Here is a 19,708-nt window from a genome sequence, read left to right as displayed (position 1 = left end):
ATTAACATGGGGGCTGAATGATTGAAAGGACCCCCCATGCGCCGGTTAGATGAAGAAGCAAAAATATCCTCCACGGAGAAAATCGACGACCCTTGCAAAACATGGCCAATACAAGCCAGACTAAAACTTGCCGATTCTCTTTTCCGCAGCCACAGCGAAGGCGTATGCATCACTGACAACCAGCAGAAGATACTACAGGCAAGCCAGACCTTATGCCGAATAACGGGATACAGTCTTACCCAGATAGCAGGCAAAAGGCCTAATCTATTTTCTTCCGGCATCCATGACAAAGCCTTTTTCGACTCGATGTGGGAATCCATCAACGAAAATGGCCAATGGCAAGGCGAAATGTGGAATAGAAATAAAGAAGGTTCTTTATACGCCATCAGACTCAATATTTCTGCTGTTCATGACGCTCAGCATGAAGTATCCCACTACATAGGAATCATGAGTGACATCACGCAACAAAAAATTGACTTGGCCGCAATAACCAAAAGCGCTCACATCGATACATTAACGGGGCTACCCAATCGCCTACTTTTCACCGACAGACTGATTCAGGCAATCTCTCAAGCAGACCGGAATAAAACTTTCCTCGCAGTCTGCTTTATGGACTTGGATAACTTTAAAGCGATAAACGACATGCACGGCCATCAATGTGGCGATGCCGTTTTAAAAGAGCTCGCCATTCGACTGGACTCTACCATCAGGGCTGGCGACACCGCTGCCAGACTTGGCGGAGATGAATTCATCTTATTGCTTATGGGCCTGAAAAAAAGCTCAGAATACGCGATGATTCTAAAAAGAATAGTACGCTCGATATGCCAACCCATTACACTGCCCAGCAGCGTCATTTTTCCGACTGCCAGTATTGGCATCGCCATTTACCCTGCAGATGCAAATACTCCAAACAATCTTGTGGCGCTGGCAGACTCCGCTATGTATCGAGCGAAGGCGCAGGGCGGAAATCGCGTGATCTATCATCACAAAAAAATCGCTTAGCACGCTAGCGCGACAAGCGGCATGGCAACCATGCCACCAGAAGAAAGCGCTCAAAACGAGGCACAATCTACCTATCAAGAGATATTTTGGAAGGAGTACCCAATGCGAATTTATCATATTGCGTGCGAGCGTGGTTCAACTGGATTATTCCTGGGCTGGTCCGTTCATACTGCTGAGAATATATTAGCCTCATCCATTTATCCACGATATGACATGGCCGAAAGTGAAAGCCAACGGCTGGAAGAAGCATATGGCACGCCTGCGATAGGCTTCACGCTCCTCAATGGCAATCAAATCCTGAAGAAATACTGCCACTGAATACCAGACGAAGAGAGCCCCACTCAATCCAAACCGGTTTTGGCCGCCCAACTGCCAGGCTTCTGCATGGCCACTTTGCCAAGAGGAGCAACCCAATGGGCGCGAGCGATTCATGCCATCGCGACGGCGCCTGTGCAGATGCGCGCGCCTGCGAAAGCGGATGGCTGGCTTCGGACAGACCGGGCCGCCCCAGGCCTGCAGGAAAATAGTCTTGACAAATCAAAAAATTACCAGCATAATTTTCTGCTATTGTTTCATGTTGTAGCGCTCGCACGAGCCGTCACGCTCCTCTTCTCAAGCCCAGCCTCAGTTTTCCAGTAAATCAGCCGTTGGCACGCGAAGGTTGTTGTCACAAGCCTAGCCAGCAAACCGTTTCACGCCGCACAGCGCCAGCGCTCTGAATTTTGACGGCGATGAAATCCATTGCCTCGCAGCCCCCCACGACATCCGGGCACAACTCATGAAAATATCGCAAAGCGTCCTTGCCGTTAGGACTCGTTTTACCCATTCCACGCCATGCTATCGGCATGGAGAGCAGAAAGTAAACCATGAAAATTCAGGAACTGAAACAGGGTGACCTGATCACCCAGCACATCGACAATCTGGTTGTATCGTTCGAAGTTTTGTCTATCCAGCAGATCGGCCGCCGCTTCCAGATAACATTCAGCTCGGCCTCCGGCATCGCCACCGCCAGCTATCAGGCCGATGCGTTGATCACCACCATCTGACCAAGCCTACGCTGGCACCGACAACCGCTCTCCGCCAGCGCAAGCTGCCACAACTACGCCCATGGCGCGCTATATCCGGCATCGACAGATGAATCACGTCGCCCATCGCCTGCCGGCCAACGCAGGCAATCACCTCACGGCCACCCGCCCCTCCCATAAGCATCAAGTTGCCTGGCGAAGATTTACCTCCTAGCCAGGGCTATCAAAATTGCCTCTCCGCTTTTCATTAAAATTCATTTGTCATAAAGTCGGCTTTGCCTTAACTTGCCAGAGCCTTCAGGCAAACCAATCCTTCTGGAGATCGTGATGAATTTGAAAGCCTTCAAAGCATTGCTTGCAGCCATCTCTCTAACTATCGCATCCACCGCCAGCGATGCCGCTCCCATCGTCACCCTTTCTGGCCCGCTGGCCCTGCAAACCAGCAATGGCCACTACCTGACCGCAGTGAACGGCGGCGGCTTGGGCGGCCCCAACAACGGCCCGAGCGCAGTCGCACTGCATTCCGACGCCAAAACCAAGGGCGGATGGGAAACGCTCTATCTGGTGCAACTGCCCAATGGCCGCGTCGCATTCCGCACCACCGCCGGCTACTATCTGACTGCGGTGAACGGCGGCGGCGTGGGCGGCCCCAACACCAGTGCCAGCCCTTTTCATACCGACGCCACCTGGGCAAGCACTTGGGAACGCTTCCAACTGGAGTTTGATCCGGCTAGCAACACTTACGCGCTGAAAACCGCCAATGGCAACTACGTCACCTTCGTCAATAATGGCGGCATCGGCGGCGCCAATAATGTCCCTGTCCATAGCGATGCCCGCACAGCCAATGATTGGGAATCGTTCACGCTGGTGCCATTGAGCAATTAAACCGGCAAACTCCACTCCGCATGCCGGGTAGGATGCGTCGCCCGCCACGGGACGCATCCCAGCCTCCTTCCCCGCCTGCCTGTCCGCCCGCCGTTAAGTGACAAAGTAAAAATAAATACCACAGAGGTTGACATGTGAATTTCCTAATCGAATATTGAATGTCCGCTCCGCTTTGGCCGTTGCCTTCACCAGCGCCGCGCCAACAGCCACAAAGGATGCCGCGACGATAAACAGCATCTCCCCATCATTGCCCGCCGCAGCCGCGCGGACAGACAATTCAAGCCTCGATAGCCAGCTGGAGCAACAGATACAACAACTGGAACAGCAACTGCAGAATGGCGGCTAGGGCGGGTCCCAAAGCTCGCAGGAAAGTCAGCAAAAACAAGCGAACCGGATAGAACAGGAAATTGCCCAACTTGAGGCCCAGCTTGCCCAGCTCCAAACAGCAAGAGGCACGCTCAAGCACAAGCGACGGCCGCAGCCCGGCAAGCCGGCAACGCAATCCGCGAGGCGCGATAGACGACTACGCCTGAGTCGCCGCCACTCCCCGCGCTCCCCCCCAATGCGCCCAGCCTGCCGGCATCCGCCGCCGGCCCGTCATTGCACGCCGCCGCATCGCCATGGTATAAATCCGCGTCGGAAAAGGCAGACTTGGTCTGGTAGGCCCAAGTCCTTTCGGTAACGAAAGCTCTGGTCTTTGGCCTCGCGCACAAGATCCCCGCGACGAACAGCAGACGCTACAAGCGTCCCGTCGTTCGTCCGTGCGGGTCTCAAAGTGGGGAACGCTCCGGTCGAACATCGACAATGGAGCTCCTCATGCGCAATCATCATCCCACCCCTTACGACGTCATCATCGCCGGCGCCGGCCCAGTTGGACTCTTTCTTGCTTGCGAACTTCGCCTCTTCGGCCTTTCGGTTCTGGTGCTAGAGCAGGCTGCGGATTCACACTCCCCTCTAAAGCGCCTTCCGTTTGGCATGCGCGGTCTGTCGGTGCCCACCCTTGAAGCCCTGCATCGCCGCAGCCTGCTGGACGAAATCATCGCCGCGACTCAGGCCAACGATGCAGCCAAGCAAACAAAGGCAAGCGCCCATTGGATGCAGCAACCGCGCCGCGCTGCCGGACATTTCGCCGGCATACCGTTCCATCTCGATGACATCGACACCTCGAATTGGCCTTTCCATTTGCCTGGCCCCGCCGACACTCCGATGGCAATCACATTGGAGGTCTTCGAAACGGTCTTGGCACGCCGTGCTTCCGCCACGGGGGCGACGATTCTGCGCGGCGTCGGTGTCGATGGCTATCTTGTTTCAGACGACGAGGTCACGGTTCACGCCGGCGGCACGGTTTTTAACGGAAGCTGGCTCATCGGCTGCGATGGCGGCCGCAGCCAGGTTCGCAAGGCTGGCGGCTTCGAATTCCTTGGCACCGCTCCCGAGTTCACCGGCTACTCCGTGGACGCGGTATTAGCAGAGCCGCACACGCTTCAACCCGGCCGGCACTATACGCCAACCGGCATGTACACCTATGCCAAGCCCGGCGTGATCGCCATGGTTGAATTCGACGGCGGCGCTTGCCATCGAACGCAAGCTCTCACTCAGGAACACTTGCAAGCCGTACTGCGCCGCGTGTCCGGTGCCGATGTGACCCTGGCCGATATTCGGCTTGCCACTACCTGGACCGATCGCGCTTATCAGGCAAGCGCATATCGCCGGGGGCGCGTGCTGCTTGCCGGCGACGCCGCGCACATCCACTCCCCCCTGGGCGGCCAGGGGCTGAATTTAGGGATAGGCGACGCGATCAACCTGGGCTGGAAGCTGGCAGCGACGATGCGCGGGGACGCGCCGGCCGGACTGCTGGACAGTTATCAGCAAGAGCGGCACCCAATCGGCGCCCGCGTGCTCGATTGGTCCCGCGCGCAGGTGGCGCTGATGCGCCCCACGCCAAGCACGCGCGCGCTCGCAGCCATCATCGGCGATTTGATCGAAACCCGAGATGGCGCGACCTATTTTGCAGAGCGGGTATGGGGCCTGTCCCTGCGCTACGACATGGCAAGCCAGCATCCGCTGGCAGGCCGCAGCGTGCCGGACTTCGAGTTTGACGACGGGACGAAGGCCGGCCGCCTGTTGCGCAATGGCCGGGGCTTGCTGCTGCATTTCGACGCAGCTGCGCCCCTTCTAAACTGGATGAAGCGCTGGCAAGGACGCGTCGACTATGTCGCGGCCACGGTCAAAAACAATCTTGGCCTGCGCGCCGTTCTGGTTCGGCCCGACGGATTTGTAGCCTGGGCCAGCGAGACCTCGCCCGATGTAGAGGAGATTACGCCCATCTTGGCGCAATGGTTTGGCGAACCGAAAGATCCAAGCTATCACCAATAGGGTGCGTCACCCCGCTGGGGGGACGCGCCCTACCTGGCCGGCCATGGCCAAATGGCAGCAGCCCCAAATAGAAAAGCCGCCAGCGCAGATGCCGGCGGCTTTTGCTTTCAACTCATCGAGGCTCGCTCAGGGGCTGATCGCGAAGAACACGAAAGACGCGAAGATCACCAGGTGCACAATGCCCTGCAGAATCGTGGTGCGCCCCACCGAAAGCGACAAGGAGCACGCCACCAGCGTCAGCAGCAGGAAGATGGTTTCCTTGATTTCCAGCCCCAGGATCAGCGGCTCGCCTCGGAACACGAAAATCATCGCCACCGTGGGAATGGTCAGGCCAATGGATGCCAGCGCCGAGCCCAAGGCCAGGTTCAGGCTGGTCTGCACCCGATCCGCCCGCGCCGCGTTGGCGGCGGCCAGCCCCTCCGGCAACAGCACCAGGGCGGCGATGATGATGCCCACCACCGCCGCCGGCGCGCCGGCGTTCACCACAAAGCTTTCAATCGATGGCGACAACAGCTTGGCCAGGGTCACCACCGCCACCAGGCATATCAACAGCATCGCCACGGCCAGCATGGCCACCTTGTTTGACGGCGGCGGCGCGTGCTCGTCCTCGTCATGGCTGCCTTCCACCAGGAAATAATCGCGGTGGCGAATGGTTTGCACAAACACGAAAGCGCCATACAGCACCAGCGACACCACGCCGGTAAACGCCAGCTGCGACGACGACAGCAACGGCCCGGGCTGGCTGGTGCCATAGTTGGGCAGCACCAACGCCAATACCGAAATCGCCGCCAGCACCGTCAAGGCCGCCTTGGCGCCGCTGAGCTGGAAGTTCTGCTCGCGATGGCGCAGGCCGCCCAGCAGCAGGCAAATGCCCAGAATGCCGTTGCAGGTGATCATGATGGCGGAAAAAATGGTGTCCCGCGCCAGCGCCAGCTTCTCCTCGCCCCCGCCCAGCATGAAGGAAATGATCAGCGCCACTTCGATCACCGTCACCGCCAGCGCCAGGATCAGCGTGCCGAAAGGCTCGCCCACCTTATGCGCCACCACCTCGGCATGGTGCACGGCGGCGAATACCGTTCCCGCCAGCAACACCGCCAGCAGCGTCAGATAGGAAGCATGCCCACCGGCCGCCGAAGACGCGGCGATGGCGGCCCAGGCCAAGACAGGGGTGACAATGGTCCAGCGCGGAATCGAGTTATGAATCAATGGATTTTCCTTATTGTTGGCGAACAGCCGCTTATCTCGTCCGGCAAAACCTGGCCAGGACACCGAGCAACCGTTCTGGGAGAGCAATCGAGAAACCAGCATGGAGGCTGCACTAGCCACAGCATAGCAGCATTAAGTAAATAGACCACGACACGGCCAATGGGTTCAGGCTTTGTAAACAAACGGCGCGTCGCTCCGTCAGAAAGAACGCAATCGCCCCTCACTCCGAAGGCCCATCCACTTGACCATCACAAATGATCTCCAAGTAAGGTGCGTCACCCGCCAGGGCGACGCACCGCCGGCATATGGTCTGTCCCATTCCCCGTGGACACTAACTTAAGGTGGATAATCCCCACCAAGGAGCAGTGTTCATGATCAAGACCAGACGTACTTTCCCGGAGGCCCTCAAGCGCGAAGCGGTTGAGCAGGTACTTGCCGGCACCCCGTTACGGCATGTTGCCCAAGCCTTCGACATTACCGAGTCGCTGCTGGGCAAGTGGAAGCGTCAACTCCAAGACGCAGGACCCGATGCCTTCCCTGGCCGAGGCAAACAGACCGGTGAAGCCGCCGAGCTCAAGCGACTGCGGGATGAACTGGCCCGCGTTACCATGGAGCGCGATGTCCTAAAAAAGGCGCTCGCCATCTTCTCGCAACCCATGAAGTGAAATTCCGCGCGATTCAGGCGCTGTCGGACCGCTACCTGGTAGCCCCGATGTGCCAACTGTTTCGTGTGTCCCGCAGTGGCTACTATGCGTGGCTACACCGCCCACCTTCGGCGCGAGAGATGGCGAACCGACAACTACTACGTGAAATCCGGCTGGTGCATGCCGAGGTCAATGGTATTTATGGCCATCGGCGTATTCATGCCGAACTTCTTGCACAGGGCTTCGCCTGCGGGCGGCATCGCATCGCGGGCCTGATGCGGCGAAACGGTATCAGGGTTAGAACTCGTAAACATTGTCGACCCGTCAGTGGTGGTCAACACCTTCTACCCGTGGCGCCTAATCTGCTGCAGCGACAATTTGCTGCTGGTGGCGACATCAATCAGCGTTGGGTGTCGGATATGACCTATATCCGGACCGGTGAAGGGTGGCTGTACCTGGCGGTGGTGCTCGACTTGTACTCCCGGGCGATAGTGGGCTGGGCCATGCATCATCGAATGCAGCAAGAACTGGTGCATGCTGCCCTGACGATGGCAGTGGCGCGCCGCCAGCCTTCAGGAGAGGTGATTCTGCATTCGGACCGCGGGAGTCAGTACTGTGCCTTTGACTACCAGGCATTGCTGAAACGGCACGGAATGGTACCGAGCCACTCCCGCACCGGGAACTGCTGGGATAATGCAGCGATGGAGAGCTTCTTCCGTTCATTGAAGTCGGAACGTGTTTATCTGACCCACTACCGGAGCTACGAGGAGGCGCGTACGGATGTGTTTGATTACATCCGCTTTTACAATCACCAACGACGTCATTCAACCCTGGGGTATCTGACCCCGGTTGAATTCGAACGCCGCCGTTCAGAGCTTAGTGCTTAACCCTCTGTCCATGGGGAGTGGGACAGACCAATATGCCACCAGATCAAGATTGGAAAAGGTGGAAACAAGCGGTGCGTCGCCCCGCCAAGAAGGAGGTGACGCACCCTACTCTCACTCATCCACCACGCGCAGACTCCGCTCCGCCAATCGCAGATGGCAAGCCGCAGCCAATCAAGTAGGGTGCGTCACCCGCAAGGGCGACGCACCGCCGGCCTATGCCACCGGATCAAGATTGAAAAGGTGGAAACAAGCGGTGCGTCGCCCCGCCAATGAGGCGGGGTGACGCACCCTACGTTACTCATCCGCCACCCGCAGGCTCATCCGCTCCGCCAGCCGCAGATGGCAAGCCGCCGCCAACTTGACCAGCTCGGTATCACTGGCCGGCATGCCGTCCGGCACCGCGATCAGCTCGGCCAGCGCATCCAAGGTGGCGACGGAGCTGTTCAGGCCCATCATGCGGCCGAGCGGGCGCTTCTGGCGGTTGTGGCGCTCGTAGTCCAGCGTCACCAGCCAGCGGCTATGCTGCCAGCACGCCTCGCCATTTTCCAACACCGCATCCAGCACCGCCCGGCTCACCTGCCGCGCCGTCTCCGCCGCCAGCGCCAAGGCCAGCTCCAGCTGATCCGCCGTCAACGCCTCCTCGCCCTCCCGCCGCAAGGCCGGCAGCAACTCCTCCTCCAGCCAACGCCGAAACCGCCGCGCCGCCGGCTTGCGATAGCGCCGAATCGCCATGGCCACGCCGGTTTCCGACAGGCAAACCACCTCCCCGCCACCCAGCGGCATGGCGCGGACCTCCTCCTTGTTGAGCTTGCTCAGCAAGGCCGCCGTAGTACGGCATTTGATCGCCGCCGCGACATCATCGGCGAAGAACCATAGGCCGTTGTGACGATGCAAGAGATGGAAGGGTTTATCGAGAAATGTGAATTCCCGCAAAGATGGGGACGCGGGTGATTGGATGGACTGTGCCATTGGGAAAGCTCCATGTGGGTATTAGCCACTGCCCCCTCGTCGCCAAACGGGGTGGCAGGCCGAAACGGGGTTGGCGAACCGGACACATGGACCCGGCAGACCCGGAGGTCTCCCCGCCCGGCCCGCCATGGAGTGCATGAGCGCGCGCAAGCGCGACAGACACCGCCTATACCAGCAATGTCTGCCATGTGTCCCAGGTCGCCAAACCTGATCGTGCTGTTGAACACGATCCGACAAGGCTAGAACTCAGGCACAAGGGGGTCAAGGGTAAATGACGGCGGGAAGACTGGCAAGAAGAGCAGGAAATCAAATGAAGTCGGGGGCAATACAGCGCGAATACAGCAGACAAGGTCCCAAGGCTTAGAAACGAACCGTCGCGCCCCCTCCCCATCAGCGCAAGCCGGGGTTTCGCAGCGCTGCTGGGCCGCCTTTTCTTTCGTCCATTTCTTTTGGCGGAGCAAAAGAAATGGACCCGTCCGCCGGGCGGAACCGGCACTTAAACATCCGCCCGCGGAGCGGGCACAAAAATCCTAACAAACCAACGCGGCAAACGTTGGGCTTCATTACATTCAGCCCAACCTACAGCCTTAATACAAACCCGAACAGGAAAAAATCTATCACCATCAACTCATCTTACGCCGCTTACCTTTATTAGCCACGACCAACTCTAACTCCCTTATATTCATATCTACGTCCACAAAATTACCATCTAAGTACAACAAATCTATGGAGTTCAATCGTGTCACCTGGTAGATTAATAATTTAATCTGCAAAGAAATAATAGGATGGCCAGTTGGAATAAAATAAATCCTCTTCCAGCTACGCTCCATCAACTTATCTTTTACTTTTAGCAAAATTCTTGCCAAAGACAACTCAATTACATCACTACCAAACAAATCAACATTGCCTTCACTTGCAACAAAAACATCACCTCGCAAATAGAAATCTGGTATATGATGATGAGATAAATTTGAAATAATAGTTAATTCATGCACCTCAACATTCATTTCTTTCTTAAGAATAGATGTTGCACTTTCCTCCCCAACCTTCTCAACCAATTTCTCTAACAATTGAAGCAGTTCGGTTCTCATACCATTGCCCCAAGGTTTTCAATGTCATTTTTTAAAAATTCATACATAGCAGTTCCGGCCTGAATCTTTAAAGCAGGAATGGAAGCGACATAACCCATAGATGATGTTGAAAGAATTACCCATATAAACTTTTCCGTATAAATAAAACTATACTTCTGCACCGCATCAACATCTCTAATTGTTATCAAATTTCCATTCTTAAACGCTCCAACCACTCTATCCTGCTTACTTATACATTGCGACACAATCGCCCCAACATGCCAATGTTCCAAATATTTCGCCGCAGCCCCACCAGCCTTAACTCGATGAATATGAACTTCCTTCCCTCGACTCAACCGCGACTCAATTAAATCTTTAAACCGGCTCAAAAAACCATCTGAGTAATGCACTCCAATAATAAATTTACTAACCTCCCCTAGCTCTTTTCGGTTATCATCAGAGTGCAAGTCTCGTGAATGCTCCAAAAAGTCTATGACACCACCTGAGCGAACAAAGTCTCTCTTTTTAATCTCACCATCATGCTTAGAGAAATAAAAATCCAAGGTCGACTTAACATCGTCAATAATTAGACGCCGCCCTTCTTGATCAAAAAACCACTGCATAACACCAACAACAAGCAACAAAGCACCAATATTAGCAATCAACTCATGCATCTTAACTTCAAGGACAGTAAGTTTAAATATATTCCCCAAAAAAATAAGAACCAGTCCTATAACCATCAAATTTCTAGATGTAAGCTTTCCAAACATATCACCCATGCTGCACCTCAATAGAAGTAATGCAAAAGCTTTATTAATTAACAATCATGTGACTATAATAAATCCCCTTGAACATCCACCTCCAACGGGAAAACATTCTTTATTATAATGGTCGGCCTTCGATCTGCCACCTTCCTTTTCTTCATATGACGATTTACCGTCCCCTCAACCACACACTTCAAGAAAAGTGCAGATTTAAATCTTGTTATCTTCCCATGTTCCGGAATGCAATTTATATAGTGACCGGCATATTCAACCCCCATTGAGTTTGACCTTTCATTTCCTCTTATTAACTTTCCTTCAATTCTCACTTCGTCCCCATGCACCAGCTCAGGAAAAAGAAAATCCTCCTCACCCTCATCTTCCTCATAAACAAAGAGCGCTTTGTCGAAAACCGATACCGTTGCTAACTCAATGCGCCCTTCCTTCTCGACACCCACCTCCAGTTCACGCCCTTCGACTACCGGGGAGATCATCTTATCTAAAAGCTTTGGCGGCATCTTTTTATACCATTCCAGGTATCGAATAGGAATTTCAACTACAGCACCATTGGAACCAATTACCCTAGCACATGCTTTATCAGCATCAACTTTAAAATCTTCCCTCTCCCAGTTACTTCTCCGCCCAGTTAATTTCACCAGCTCTATAAATTTCCCGATAGCATCTAGAGACTTTGCAATAACGTCTTTCAGCCCAATATCTTTGAAATCATTTTCAGCCATTTTCTCCCCTGCCTTTTTTAAATAAGACAGAGCAAAAGTTGATGCACCAACACCAAGCCCGCCCAAAACAATTACAACCCACGATCCTTCTGATGTCTTTATAGGAATTTGATAGTCAACCACTATCAAATCCTTAAACTGTCTAGAATTAAAATACCTTAGAGATTCATCCAACCCAATCAGTGCAGACCCGGCGGCTTTTGCCTCAATAATCCCCTTACCAACCGCTTCACCGTGATATCGGATAAAACCAACTTCATCGAAGAGATCATTTTCCATATTCATCACAAAAAAAGGCTGCCCGAAGACAGCCTTTTATCATTAAACGGCAATGCAATCAACCCAGTTTGACTAACTGAGCCTTCACCTTCTCCAACTTGTCATTCAGCTCAGCCAACTGAGCCTTGTCGCGCTCCACCAAATGCGCCGGCGCCTTGTCGACGTAGCCCGGCTTCTCCAACTTGGCGGTCAACTTGGCCAGCTCGGCTTCCACCTTGCCCTGCTCCTTGGTCAGACGCGCGGTTTCGGCGGCTTTGTCCACTTCCACCTTCAACATCAGGCGGGCTTCGCCGGACATCGCCACCGGGGCGTCGTCTTCCGGCAGCTTGGACACCAGCGTGCCTTCGGTCAGACGGGCCAGCAGCTTCAAATAAGGCACGAAGTCGGCGATGGAGGCGTCGGCGGTTTCGATGAACAGCGGGGCCTTGACGGCCGGGCCGATGCCCATTTCGCCGCGCAGATTGCGCACCGCGTTGACCATGTCCTTGAACGCGTCCATGCGGGCGTTGGCTGCCGCGCTGATCTTGGACTCGTCCGCCACCGGCCACGGAGCCAGCATCAGCGATTCCGCCTTCTTGGCGTTGGCCAGCGGGGCCACGGTTTGCCACAGCTCTTCGGTGATGAAAGGCATCAGCGGGTGAGTCAGCCGCAGCGCCACTTCCAGCACGCGGACGATGGTGCGGCGGGTGGCGCGCTGCTGGGCGTCGTTGCCGGTTTGCAGCTGCACCTTGGCCAGTTCCACGTACCAGTCGCAGTACTCGTTCCAGATGAATTCGTAGATCACCTGGGCGGCGATGTCGAAGCGGTAGGTTTCCAGCGCGTTGGTGACGTCGATCTCGGCCTGTTGCAGGCGGCCGATGATCCACTGGTCGACGAAGCTGTACTCCAGCGGCAGGCTTTCATCCTGGCCGCAGTCTTTGCCGTCCACGTTCATCATCACGAAGCGGGTGGCGTTCCACAGCTTGTTGCAGAAGTTGCGGTAGCCTTCGGCGCGCTTGAAGTCGAAGTTGACCGAGCGGCCCAGCGTGGCGTAGCTGGCCATGGTGAAGCGCAGCGCGTCGGTGCCGTAGGCCGGGATGCCTTCCGGGAACAGCTTCTCGGTGGCCTTGGCGATGGCCGGGGCCTTTTCCGGGCGGCGCAGGCCGGTGGTGCGTTTTTCCACCAGCGGCGCCAGCGCGATGCCGTCGATCAGGTCCACCGGGTCGATGACGTTGCCCTCGGACTTCGACATCTTCTTGCCTTCGTGATCGCGCACCATGCCGTGGATGTAGACATCCTTGAACGGCACCTTGCCGGTGAAATGCTTGGTCATCATGATCATCCGGGCTACCCAGAAGAAGATGATTTCGTAGCCGGTCACCAGCACGTTGGAGGTGAGGAAGGCTTTCAGGTCCGGCGTTTCTTCCGGCCAGCCCAGCGTGGAGAACGGCACCAGGGCGGAGCTGAACCAGGTGTCCAGCACGTCCTGTTCGCGGCGCAGGGTCTTGCCGCCGGCCTTGGCCTGGGCTTCGGCTTCAGTGCGGCCGACGTAGATGTTGCCGTCTTCGTCGTACCAGGCCGGGATCTGGTGGCCCCACCACAGTTGGCGGGAGATGCACCAGTCCTGGATATTCTTCATCCACTGGTTGTAGGTGTTGACCCAGTTTTCCGGCACGAAGCGCACTTCGCCGGATTCCACGGCTTCAATCGCCTTGGCGGCGATGGACTGGCCGGTGGCGTCGCCTTCGGCGACCTTGTTCATCGCGACGAACCATTGGTCGGTCAACAGCGGCTCGATCACGGTGCCGGTGCGGTCGCCGCGCGGCACCATCAGCTTGTGCGGCTTGGTTTCCAGCAGCAGGCCCTGGGCTTGCAGATCGGCCAGCATCGCCTTGCGCGCTTCCTGGGCGGTAAGGCCGGCGTAGGCGGCCGGCAGCTCGATGGTGCCTTGCGCGGCGCCATCGAAGCCGAAGATTTGCGCCTTGGCCAGAATCTTGGCTTCCAGGCTCATCACATTGATCAGCTGGGTGTTGTGGCGCTTGCCCACTTCGTAGTCGTTGAAATCGTGCGCAGGGGTGATCTTGACGAAGCCGGTGCCAAATTCCTTGTCCACGTACTCGTCGGCGATCACCGGGATGGTGCGGCCGGTGAGCGGCAGTTCCAGCTGCTTGCCCACCAGGTGCAGGTAGCGCTCGTCGTCCGGGGCGATGGCCACGGCCACGTCGCCCAGCAGGGTTTCCGGACGGGTGGTGGCGACGGTGACATATTCATCGCTACCCACCACCGGGTACTTGATGTGCCACATGTGGCCGTCTTCTTCCTCGGAAACCACTTCGAGGTCGGAGATGGCGGTGCCCAGCTTGGCGTCCCAGTTGGACAGGCGCTTGCCGCGGTAGATCAGGCCTTGCTCGTACAGGCGGACGAAGACTTCGGTCACCACCTCGGCGCGGGTGTCGTCCATGGTGAAGTATTCGCGGTCCCAATCCACCGAGCAGCCGACGCGGCGCATCTGGCTGGTGATGGTGCCGCCGGATTTTTCCTTCCATTCCCAGATCTTGCTGGTGAACGCTTCGCGGCCCATGTCGTGGCGGTTCAGGCCCTGGTCGGCCAGCTGGCGTTCCACCACGATCTGGGTGGCGATGCCGGCGTGGTCGGTGCCGGGAATCCATACCGTGTTGTCGCCCTTCATCCGGTAGTAGCGGGTGAGGCCGTCCATGATGGTCTGGTTGAAGGCGTGGCCCATGTGCAGCGTGCCGGTGACGTTGGGCGGCGGCAGCTGGATGGCGAAGGACGGCTTGGCGGTGTCCATGCTCGGCTTGAAGTAGCCGGCCTGTTCCCATTGATCGTACCAGCGACGCTCGATGTCGCCCGGTTCATAGCTCTTGGCAAGTTCCATGGTGCTTAATCTTGGTTTTTTGAATGGAAAAATGGCCTGATTATACCTCTTTTTCAGCCATTCACCGAGCTTGGCGCCGCGATTCCGGCAGCGCAAGCTGCTGCCAGCTGCCCTATCCGACAGCTTCCACACCATGCATTTGAAAACTTTAATGAAAAAAGCTTAATCTTTTAGTTGCAATGCCAAAGGAATTTCAAACACCACGAAACAAGGATATCCACATGACACAACACCATCGTCTAGGCTGCGCCTGCTGCTCGATGCCGCATCTGCCTTCGTTGTTCGACAACCTCCCCAATCCTCAACAAGCGCTGCAAGCCCTGGAAGCCGCGCTCAAGCAAGCCATTCCTTCGCACACCCCGGCGCGCGCGGTTTTCTGCGGCGGCCCTATTTATACGGTCGCCGCCAATGGCAATCAGCGCGTGGAGGCACTGGGCATCGCCGACGGCGTCATCGTCGCCACCGGCTCCCTGCAACTGGTGGAAACCGCGATGGAAGCGCAAATGCCGGGACAAGCCTATGACAAGGTAGACCTGGCGGGCCGCACGCTGCTGCCCGGCTTCATCGATCCGCATGCTCATGTGCTACCCAGCGCGCTTTACCGGCATTGGCTGCCGCTGGCGCCCTTCAAAGGCCAGCGCCTGGACCCGCAATACAGTTACGAAAGCATCTCGGGGCAGATTCGCGAGGCGCTCACCCAGTCCAAATTGCCGAAAGATGCGCAAGGAGACCCATGGGTGCTGGGTTTCGGCGTCGATCCGTCGCTGATGAAGGAATGGATCGATATCAACGCCGACCTGCTGAACGAATTGAGCGAACAGACGCCTATCGCCCTGATCAACGCGTCCGGCCACATCGCCTATGCCAATACGCCTGCCTTGCGCAAGGCAGGGTTGCTGAATCCTGACGGCAGCCTGCCGCCGAGCAAGGGCGTGCTGACCGAGGACCGGGTCAAGGCGCTGCTTGGGGCGATGCCGCCCATCGTCTGGGCGGAGGCCGTGCTCCAGATTCCGAAGGTGCTGCAGGATGCGTCGCAGACCGGCATCACCACCCTGCTGGACGCGGGAGCCGGCGTATCCGGCAGCAAGCTGGAAATCGACCTGCTGAAGCTGGCCGCCCATGAGGGGCCGCTGCGGATCGCCGCGGCGCTGTTCACTCCGGACAAGGAGAGGATGCAACACTGGAAAGAGCTCCAGATCACACCCGATCTGGACAATGCCAAGGACAAGCGCTTCGCGCTGAAGGCGATCAAGCTGATATACGACGGCTCCAACCAGGGCCTGACCGGTTATCAGAACGAACCCTATCCGTGCGCCGAAGCCCATCCGGTGCCGGACGTTCCGCCCACGGGCCTGCACAATCTCGAACCCGGCGAGCTGGCGGAACTGATCCAACTGGCCAGTGATGAAGAATGGCCGATCCTGATCCACGCCAACGGCGACCACGCGATGGCCGATGTGCTCAACGGTTACGCCGAGTCGTTGGCCCCCGCCTCTGAAGCCGCGGATAAGAAGCGCCGCCTGCGCATGCGGGTGGAGCACGCCTCGCTGATGGACGATCGCGCAATCGCCAAGATGGCTCGCCTCAAGGTAAGCCCCAGCTTCCTGATCGGCCATGTCGGCTATTGGGGCTATGCCTTCAACAAGACCATTCTGGGAAATCGCCGCGCGCAGCTGCTGGACCGGGCGCAGTCCGCCGTTCAGGCCGGCATGCGCGTCAGCTTGCATTCCGATCACTTCGTCTCTCCCTTCGGCCCGCTGCGCATGATGGAGCAGGCCATCTTCCGCACGATGGAAGGGGCGCCGGCCAAGGAGCGCGCGCCGTTGAATCCGGCGGAATGTCTCAGCCGCGAGCAAGCGCTGCGGGCGGTGACCCTGGATGCCGCGTGGCAGTGCCATATGGACCACCTGGTGGGTTCGCTGGAGCCGGGCAAGCTGGCTGACCTGGTGATTCTGGACCAGAATCCGCTTGACGACGCGGTGACCGACCTGCGCGGCATAACCGTATGCCAGACCTGGCTGAACGGGGCTCCAATCTATCGCAATCCGTCCCACGGCTAAGCGAGTTCAGGCCACCACAGGCGGCCTGTCCGGCAACGGGCAGGCCGCTTGCTATATTTGAGCATGGAGACGACCCAAGCCGAGCCGGCCAGCCGATTGCGCGCATCCTCCCCACCTTGTCTGCGCGCCTTGTCGCGCCGCGCCCTGCCGCGGCTGCTGGCATTTTCCCTCCTGATATCTTCCGCCGCTCAGCCGGCGGAGCCCGCGCCGAACGCCGTCGCCCCGGCCGCAGGCCCGCCGGCGCAAAGCGGCCGCCATGTGCTGTTGATCGCCTACGATCTGCGCAACGGCGGCATCTCCAAAACCACCCGCAGCTTTCTCAACGCCGCCGGCTATCTGCACTGGCGGGTGACGGTGGCCGACGCCAAAAGCAGCAACGACTCGGTGCGTGAACAACTGCTGCTGCAAGCCACCGCCAAGGACGTCGCCGGAGTGGCGCTGGTGGGCGCCGACAGCGCCGGCTACCACCTGGAACTGGCGTTGCTCAAGCAGATGGGCAAGGTCGCGGTGGGCTGGCACGCCGGCAGCAGCCCGGGTCCCAATGCAGAGCTGTTCGCCAACGTCACCACCGACCCCATCGCCGTGGCCCAAACCGCGGTCAGCTACGCCATTGGCAGCAGCACCGGCACGTTGGGCGCGGTGATCTTCACCGACTCCCATTTTTCCATCGCCATGCGCAAGGCCAACGCGATGAAGGACGCGCTGCTGCGCTGCAAGCGCTGCAAGGTGCTGGCCATGGAAGACGTGGACCTGAGCAAGACCGCGCAGCTGATCCCGCAACGAGTGCCGCGGCTGGCGCAGAAATACGGCGCGGCCTGGACCCACACGCTGGCCATCAACGATCTGTACTTCGACAACATCAACTTTCCGCTGCACCAGACCGCCCGGCCGGACATCGTCAACATCTCGGCGGGCGACGGCTCCAATTCGGCGATGAACCGCATCCGCGAAGGCATCTCGCAGCAAAAGGCCACCGTGGCCGAACCTTGCAACCAACAAGGCTGGCAGATGGCGGACGAACTGAACCGCGGCTTCGCCCGCCAGCCGCCCAGCGGCTTCGTCAGCAAGCCCATCCTGGTGACCCAGGACAAGCTGCTGGCCCACCCGCGCGACGGCGACATCGAAGACGACCAGGCTTATCGCCAAGCCTATCTCGGCATCTGGCTGAAAAAACCTTGACCCCGCGCGCGGCGACATCCTGGCGCGCTGCGCTACACTCCAACCAGGCATGACAGATGGCAAAAGCCGCGGCGTGGTTTGATTGAAAAGCATGCGGCTGATACTATTTAAATAATCTGGAATCAAAATACTGCAATGGACACCACCCAAAGCCTGGGCATAGACGGGATTCCGCCGTCCGCCGCCGCCCTGAACGGCGGGGCGCTTTACCTGATCGCCGCGCCCGGCCCGGCGCTGGCCCAGGCGCTGCTGTTCGCCAACCTGCCCTCGGCCGGCAGCCAGCCGCTGATCTGCGCCAGCCGGCAGCAACCCGCCGCGCAACAAGACACCGCCTGGCTGGACCGCCGCATCCACGCCGGCAATCTGCATCTGCTCTCCCCGCGCAAGCCGCGCAAATCCTCCGCTCAGCAAATCGACGCCTATCTGGATGAGCTGGCGCGCTGCCGCAAGCTGCTGCAGCCTGCCGGCGGCGGCATGACCGTGGCGTTGGACCACGCCGAAGACTATCTGCCGCTGCAGCAGCCGGCCCTGGCGCGCCGCGCGCTGCAGGCCTGCAGCCACTGGGCGGCGCGCCAGGGCCATGCGCTGCTGTTGCTGCTGGACAGCAGCCATCTGGACGCCGCCGCGCTGGCCGCCCTCAGCCAGCTGGGCAGCGACTGCGCCGGCATGGTGTACGCGCAGCCGCTGGGCGACGGCTTCTATAGCTGGCAGATCGCGCACTGGCTGGGCGCCGGGCCGGCGGAAACCGCCAGGCTGCGCACGCTGGAACTGAGCCCGCGCCATTTGCTCAGCGCGCAGCGCGAAGCCGAAGAAGACGCCGGCGACGCGACCGAGGGCCACAGCCGGCTCGCCACCGACGCGCTGCAAGTGCTGGCCACCAACGCCGCCCTCAGCGGCAACACCCCGCCCACCCCGCACTGGCGGCTGTTCGACGACCTGCCCCAGTTGCTGGAAGCCGCCCGCGAGGCAGTGGCGGCCACCGTGCTGCTGGACACCGCCAGCAGCAAGAAGGAAGTGCTGGGCAACGCCGTCGCGCAGTTGCGCCAGCAATGCGGCAAGCGCCTGAAGATCGTAGTGCGCGAGGTAGGCAACCGCCGGCTGCGCCAGAACGAGGAACAGCTGCTGCTGCGGCTGGGCGCCAACGCGGTGCTGCCGGCGGAGCTGCGCTTTTCCAGCCTGGCCAGCATCGTCCACTCGCTGCGCCAGGCGGTGTACCAGGGCAGAAAACATGTCGAAGCCGACGCCCTGCGCGCCGCCAGCCGGCCCGAGGCCGACCGCGGCTACCTGCCGCCGGCCCGTTTCGTCGAGGTGGTGGCCGGCACCGTGCAGCGCAGCCGCGCCATCGATGTCAGCAATATGTTCATCCGCCTGCAGCCGGCGCTGGGCGCGAGCCCGGCCGAACTGCTGGCGCTGGGGCGCTTCCAGCGCGCCGGCGACCTGTGCACCGCCGACGGCGAATACGCCTACCTGTTCCTGTTCGCCTGCCGCGAGGCCGACGCCGACGCCGCGCTGGGCAACCTGTTCCGCATGCCGATAGGCGAAGTGGCCCAGGCCGAGGTGCGCAGCGCGGACAGCGAAAGCATCCAGCTGGCGCTGTCGCAGCTGTCGCGCCAGTCCGGCTTCGACAAGCTGCCGGACCTCAGCCGCCAGCTGTCGGACGCGCCGCGCCCGCGCGACAGCCGCCACGCGCACACGCCGCCCACCCTGCAACGCGCGCCGCTGCGGCGGCACGGCAGCCAATAAAGGACCG

At 58.8% G+C, this 19,708-nt stretch carries 17 protein-coding genes; 10 read left to right on the top strand and 7 right to left on the bottom strand.

Translation table 11 applies throughout. The features are described 5' to 3' along the window. Positions 1-36: 36 nt before the first annotated feature. The 4 genes from U6115_RS12035 (at position 37) to U6115_RS12020 (ending at position 2,912) form a co-directional block, all read left to right on the top strand. On the top strand, positions 37-1,002 hold the full coding sequence (locus tag U6115_RS12035) for a GGDEF domain-containing protein (protein WP_080770381.1): 966 nt from the start codon (positions 37-39) through the stop codon (positions 1,000-1,002). A 21-nt stretch (positions 1,003-1,023) separates the two neighbouring features. After that, positions 1,024-1,320 carry a hypothetical protein gene (locus U6115_RS12030; RefSeq protein ID WP_146008297.1) on the top strand — a complete coding sequence of 99 codons (297 nt, stop codon included), beginning with the start codon at positions 1,024-1,026 and terminating at the stop codon, positions 1,318-1,320. A 548-nt stretch (positions 1,321-1,868) separates the two neighbouring features. Next, a complete protein-coding gene (locus tag U6115_RS12025; protein WP_043581539.1) occupies positions 1,869-2,048 on the top strand; it encodes a hypothetical protein in 180 nt (59 codons plus the stop codon). Positions 2,049-2,354: 306 nt separating this feature from the next. Further along, on the top strand, positions 2,355-2,912 hold the full coding sequence (locus tag U6115_RS12020) for a fascin domain-containing protein (protein ID WP_052258475.1): 558 nt from the start codon (positions 2,355-2,357) through the stop codon (positions 2,910-2,912). Between the two features lie 93 nt (positions 2,913-3,005). Here U6115_RS12020 and U6115_RS12015 read toward each other — a convergent pair whose 3' ends face one another. Continuing rightward, entirely contained in the window at positions 3,006-3,149 is a 144-nt protein-coding gene (locus tag U6115_RS12015) for a hypothetical protein (protein WP_155294760.1), read from the bottom strand. A 579-nt stretch (positions 3,150-3,728) separates the two neighbouring features. Here U6115_RS12015 and U6115_RS12010 point away from each other — a divergent pair. Continuing rightward, positions 3,729-5,288: an FAD-dependent monooxygenase gene (locus U6115_RS12010; protein ID WP_043581548.1), complete on the top strand. Its 1,560-nt coding sequence runs from the start codon at positions 3,729-3,731 to the stop codon at positions 5,286-5,288. Between the two features lie 126 nt (positions 5,289-5,414). Here the strand turns inward: U6115_RS12010 and U6115_RS12005 are convergent, their stop codons facing one another. Further along, on the bottom strand, positions 5,415-6,494 hold the full coding sequence (locus U6115_RS12005; protein ID WP_059184199.1) for a calcium:cation antiporter: 1,080 nt from the start codon (positions 6,492-6,494) through the stop codon (positions 5,415-5,417). A 371-nt stretch (positions 6,495-6,865) separates the two neighbouring features. Here U6115_RS12005 and U6115_RS12000 point away from each other — a divergent pair, with 371 nt between their 5' ends. Together U6115_RS12000 and U6115_RS11995 are read left to right on the top strand one after the other, a co-directional pair. After that, a complete protein-coding gene (locus U6115_RS12000) occupies positions 6,866-7,159 on the top strand; it encodes a transposase (RefSeq protein WP_043580908.1) in 294 nt (97 codons plus the stop codon). Continuing rightward, positions 7,156-8,025: an IS3 family transposase gene (locus U6115_RS11995; protein ID WP_081050412.1), complete on the top strand. Its 870-nt coding sequence runs from the start codon at positions 7,156-7,158 to the stop codon at positions 8,023-8,025. Before U6115_RS12000 ends, U6115_RS11995 begins: the two co-directional genes overlap by 4 nt. Before the next feature lie 294 nt (positions 8,026-8,319). Here U6115_RS11995 and U6115_RS11990 read toward each other — a convergent pair whose 3' ends face one another. The 5 genes from U6115_RS11990 to U6115_RS11970 form a co-directional block, all read right to left on the bottom strand. After that, positions 8,320-8,994 (bottom strand): BRO-N domain-containing protein, encoded by a 675-nt coding sequence (locus U6115_RS11990; RefSeq protein ID WP_080770196.1) that lies wholly within the window; start codon positions 8,992-8,994, stop codon positions 8,320-8,322. Between the two features lie 623 nt (positions 8,995-9,617). Continuing rightward, the gene (locus tag U6115_RS11985) at positions 9,618-10,085 is read right to left on the bottom strand and encodes a hypothetical protein (RefSeq protein WP_146008298.1); all 468 of its coding nucleotides are present in this window, start codon (positions 10,083-10,085) and stop codon (positions 9,618-9,620) included. After that, positions 10,082-10,843, bottom strand: coding sequence for a hypothetical protein (locus U6115_RS11980; protein WP_146008299.1), 762 nt, complete (start codon positions 10,841-10,843; stop codon positions 10,082-10,084). Before U6115_RS11980 ends, U6115_RS11985 begins: the two co-directional genes overlap by 4 nt. A 53-nt stretch (positions 10,844-10,896) precedes the next feature. Next, a complete protein-coding gene (locus tag U6115_RS11975; protein WP_146008300.1) occupies positions 10,897-11,844 on the bottom strand; it encodes a hypothetical protein in 948 nt (315 codons plus the stop codon). Between the two features lie 58 nt (positions 11,845-11,902). After that, on the bottom strand, positions 11,903-14,719 hold the full coding sequence (locus U6115_RS11970; protein ID WP_043573781.1) for a valine--tRNA ligase: 2,817 nt from the start codon (positions 14,717-14,719) through the stop codon (positions 11,903-11,905). Between the two features lie 221 nt (positions 14,720-14,940). Between U6115_RS11970 and U6115_RS11965 the strand changes: the two genes are divergently transcribed. From U6115_RS11965 to bcsE, 3 genes are all read left to right on the top strand, one after another. Then, the gene (locus U6115_RS11965; RefSeq protein ID WP_043573779.1) at positions 14,941-16,779 is read left to right on the top strand and encodes an amidohydrolase; all 1,839 of its coding nucleotides are present in this window, start codon (positions 14,941-14,943) and stop codon (positions 16,777-16,779) included. 63 nt (positions 16,780-16,842) lie between these two features. Beyond that, complete coding sequence (locus tag U6115_RS11960) at positions 16,843-17,958, top strand: type 1 periplasmic-binding domain-containing protein (RefSeq protein ID WP_146008301.1); 1,116 nt, start codon at positions 16,843-16,845, stop codon at positions 17,956-17,958. A 135-nt stretch (positions 17,959-18,093) separates the two neighbouring features. Then, positions 18,094-19,701 carry a cellulose biosynthesis protein BcsE gene (gene bcsE, locus U6115_RS11955; protein WP_043573776.1) on the top strand — a complete coding sequence of 536 codons (1,608 nt, stop codon included), beginning with the start codon at positions 18,094-18,096 and terminating at the stop codon, positions 19,699-19,701. Positions 19,702-19,708 lie beyond the last annotated feature (7 nt).

The sequence above is a fragment of the Chromobacterium subtsugae genome, from assembly GCF_035919665.1.
Lineage (GTDB): Bacteria > Pseudomonadota > Gammaproteobacteria > Burkholderiales > Chromobacteriaceae > Chromobacterium > Chromobacterium subtsugae.
This window is presented reverse-complemented; position numbering and strand designations above follow the sequence as displayed.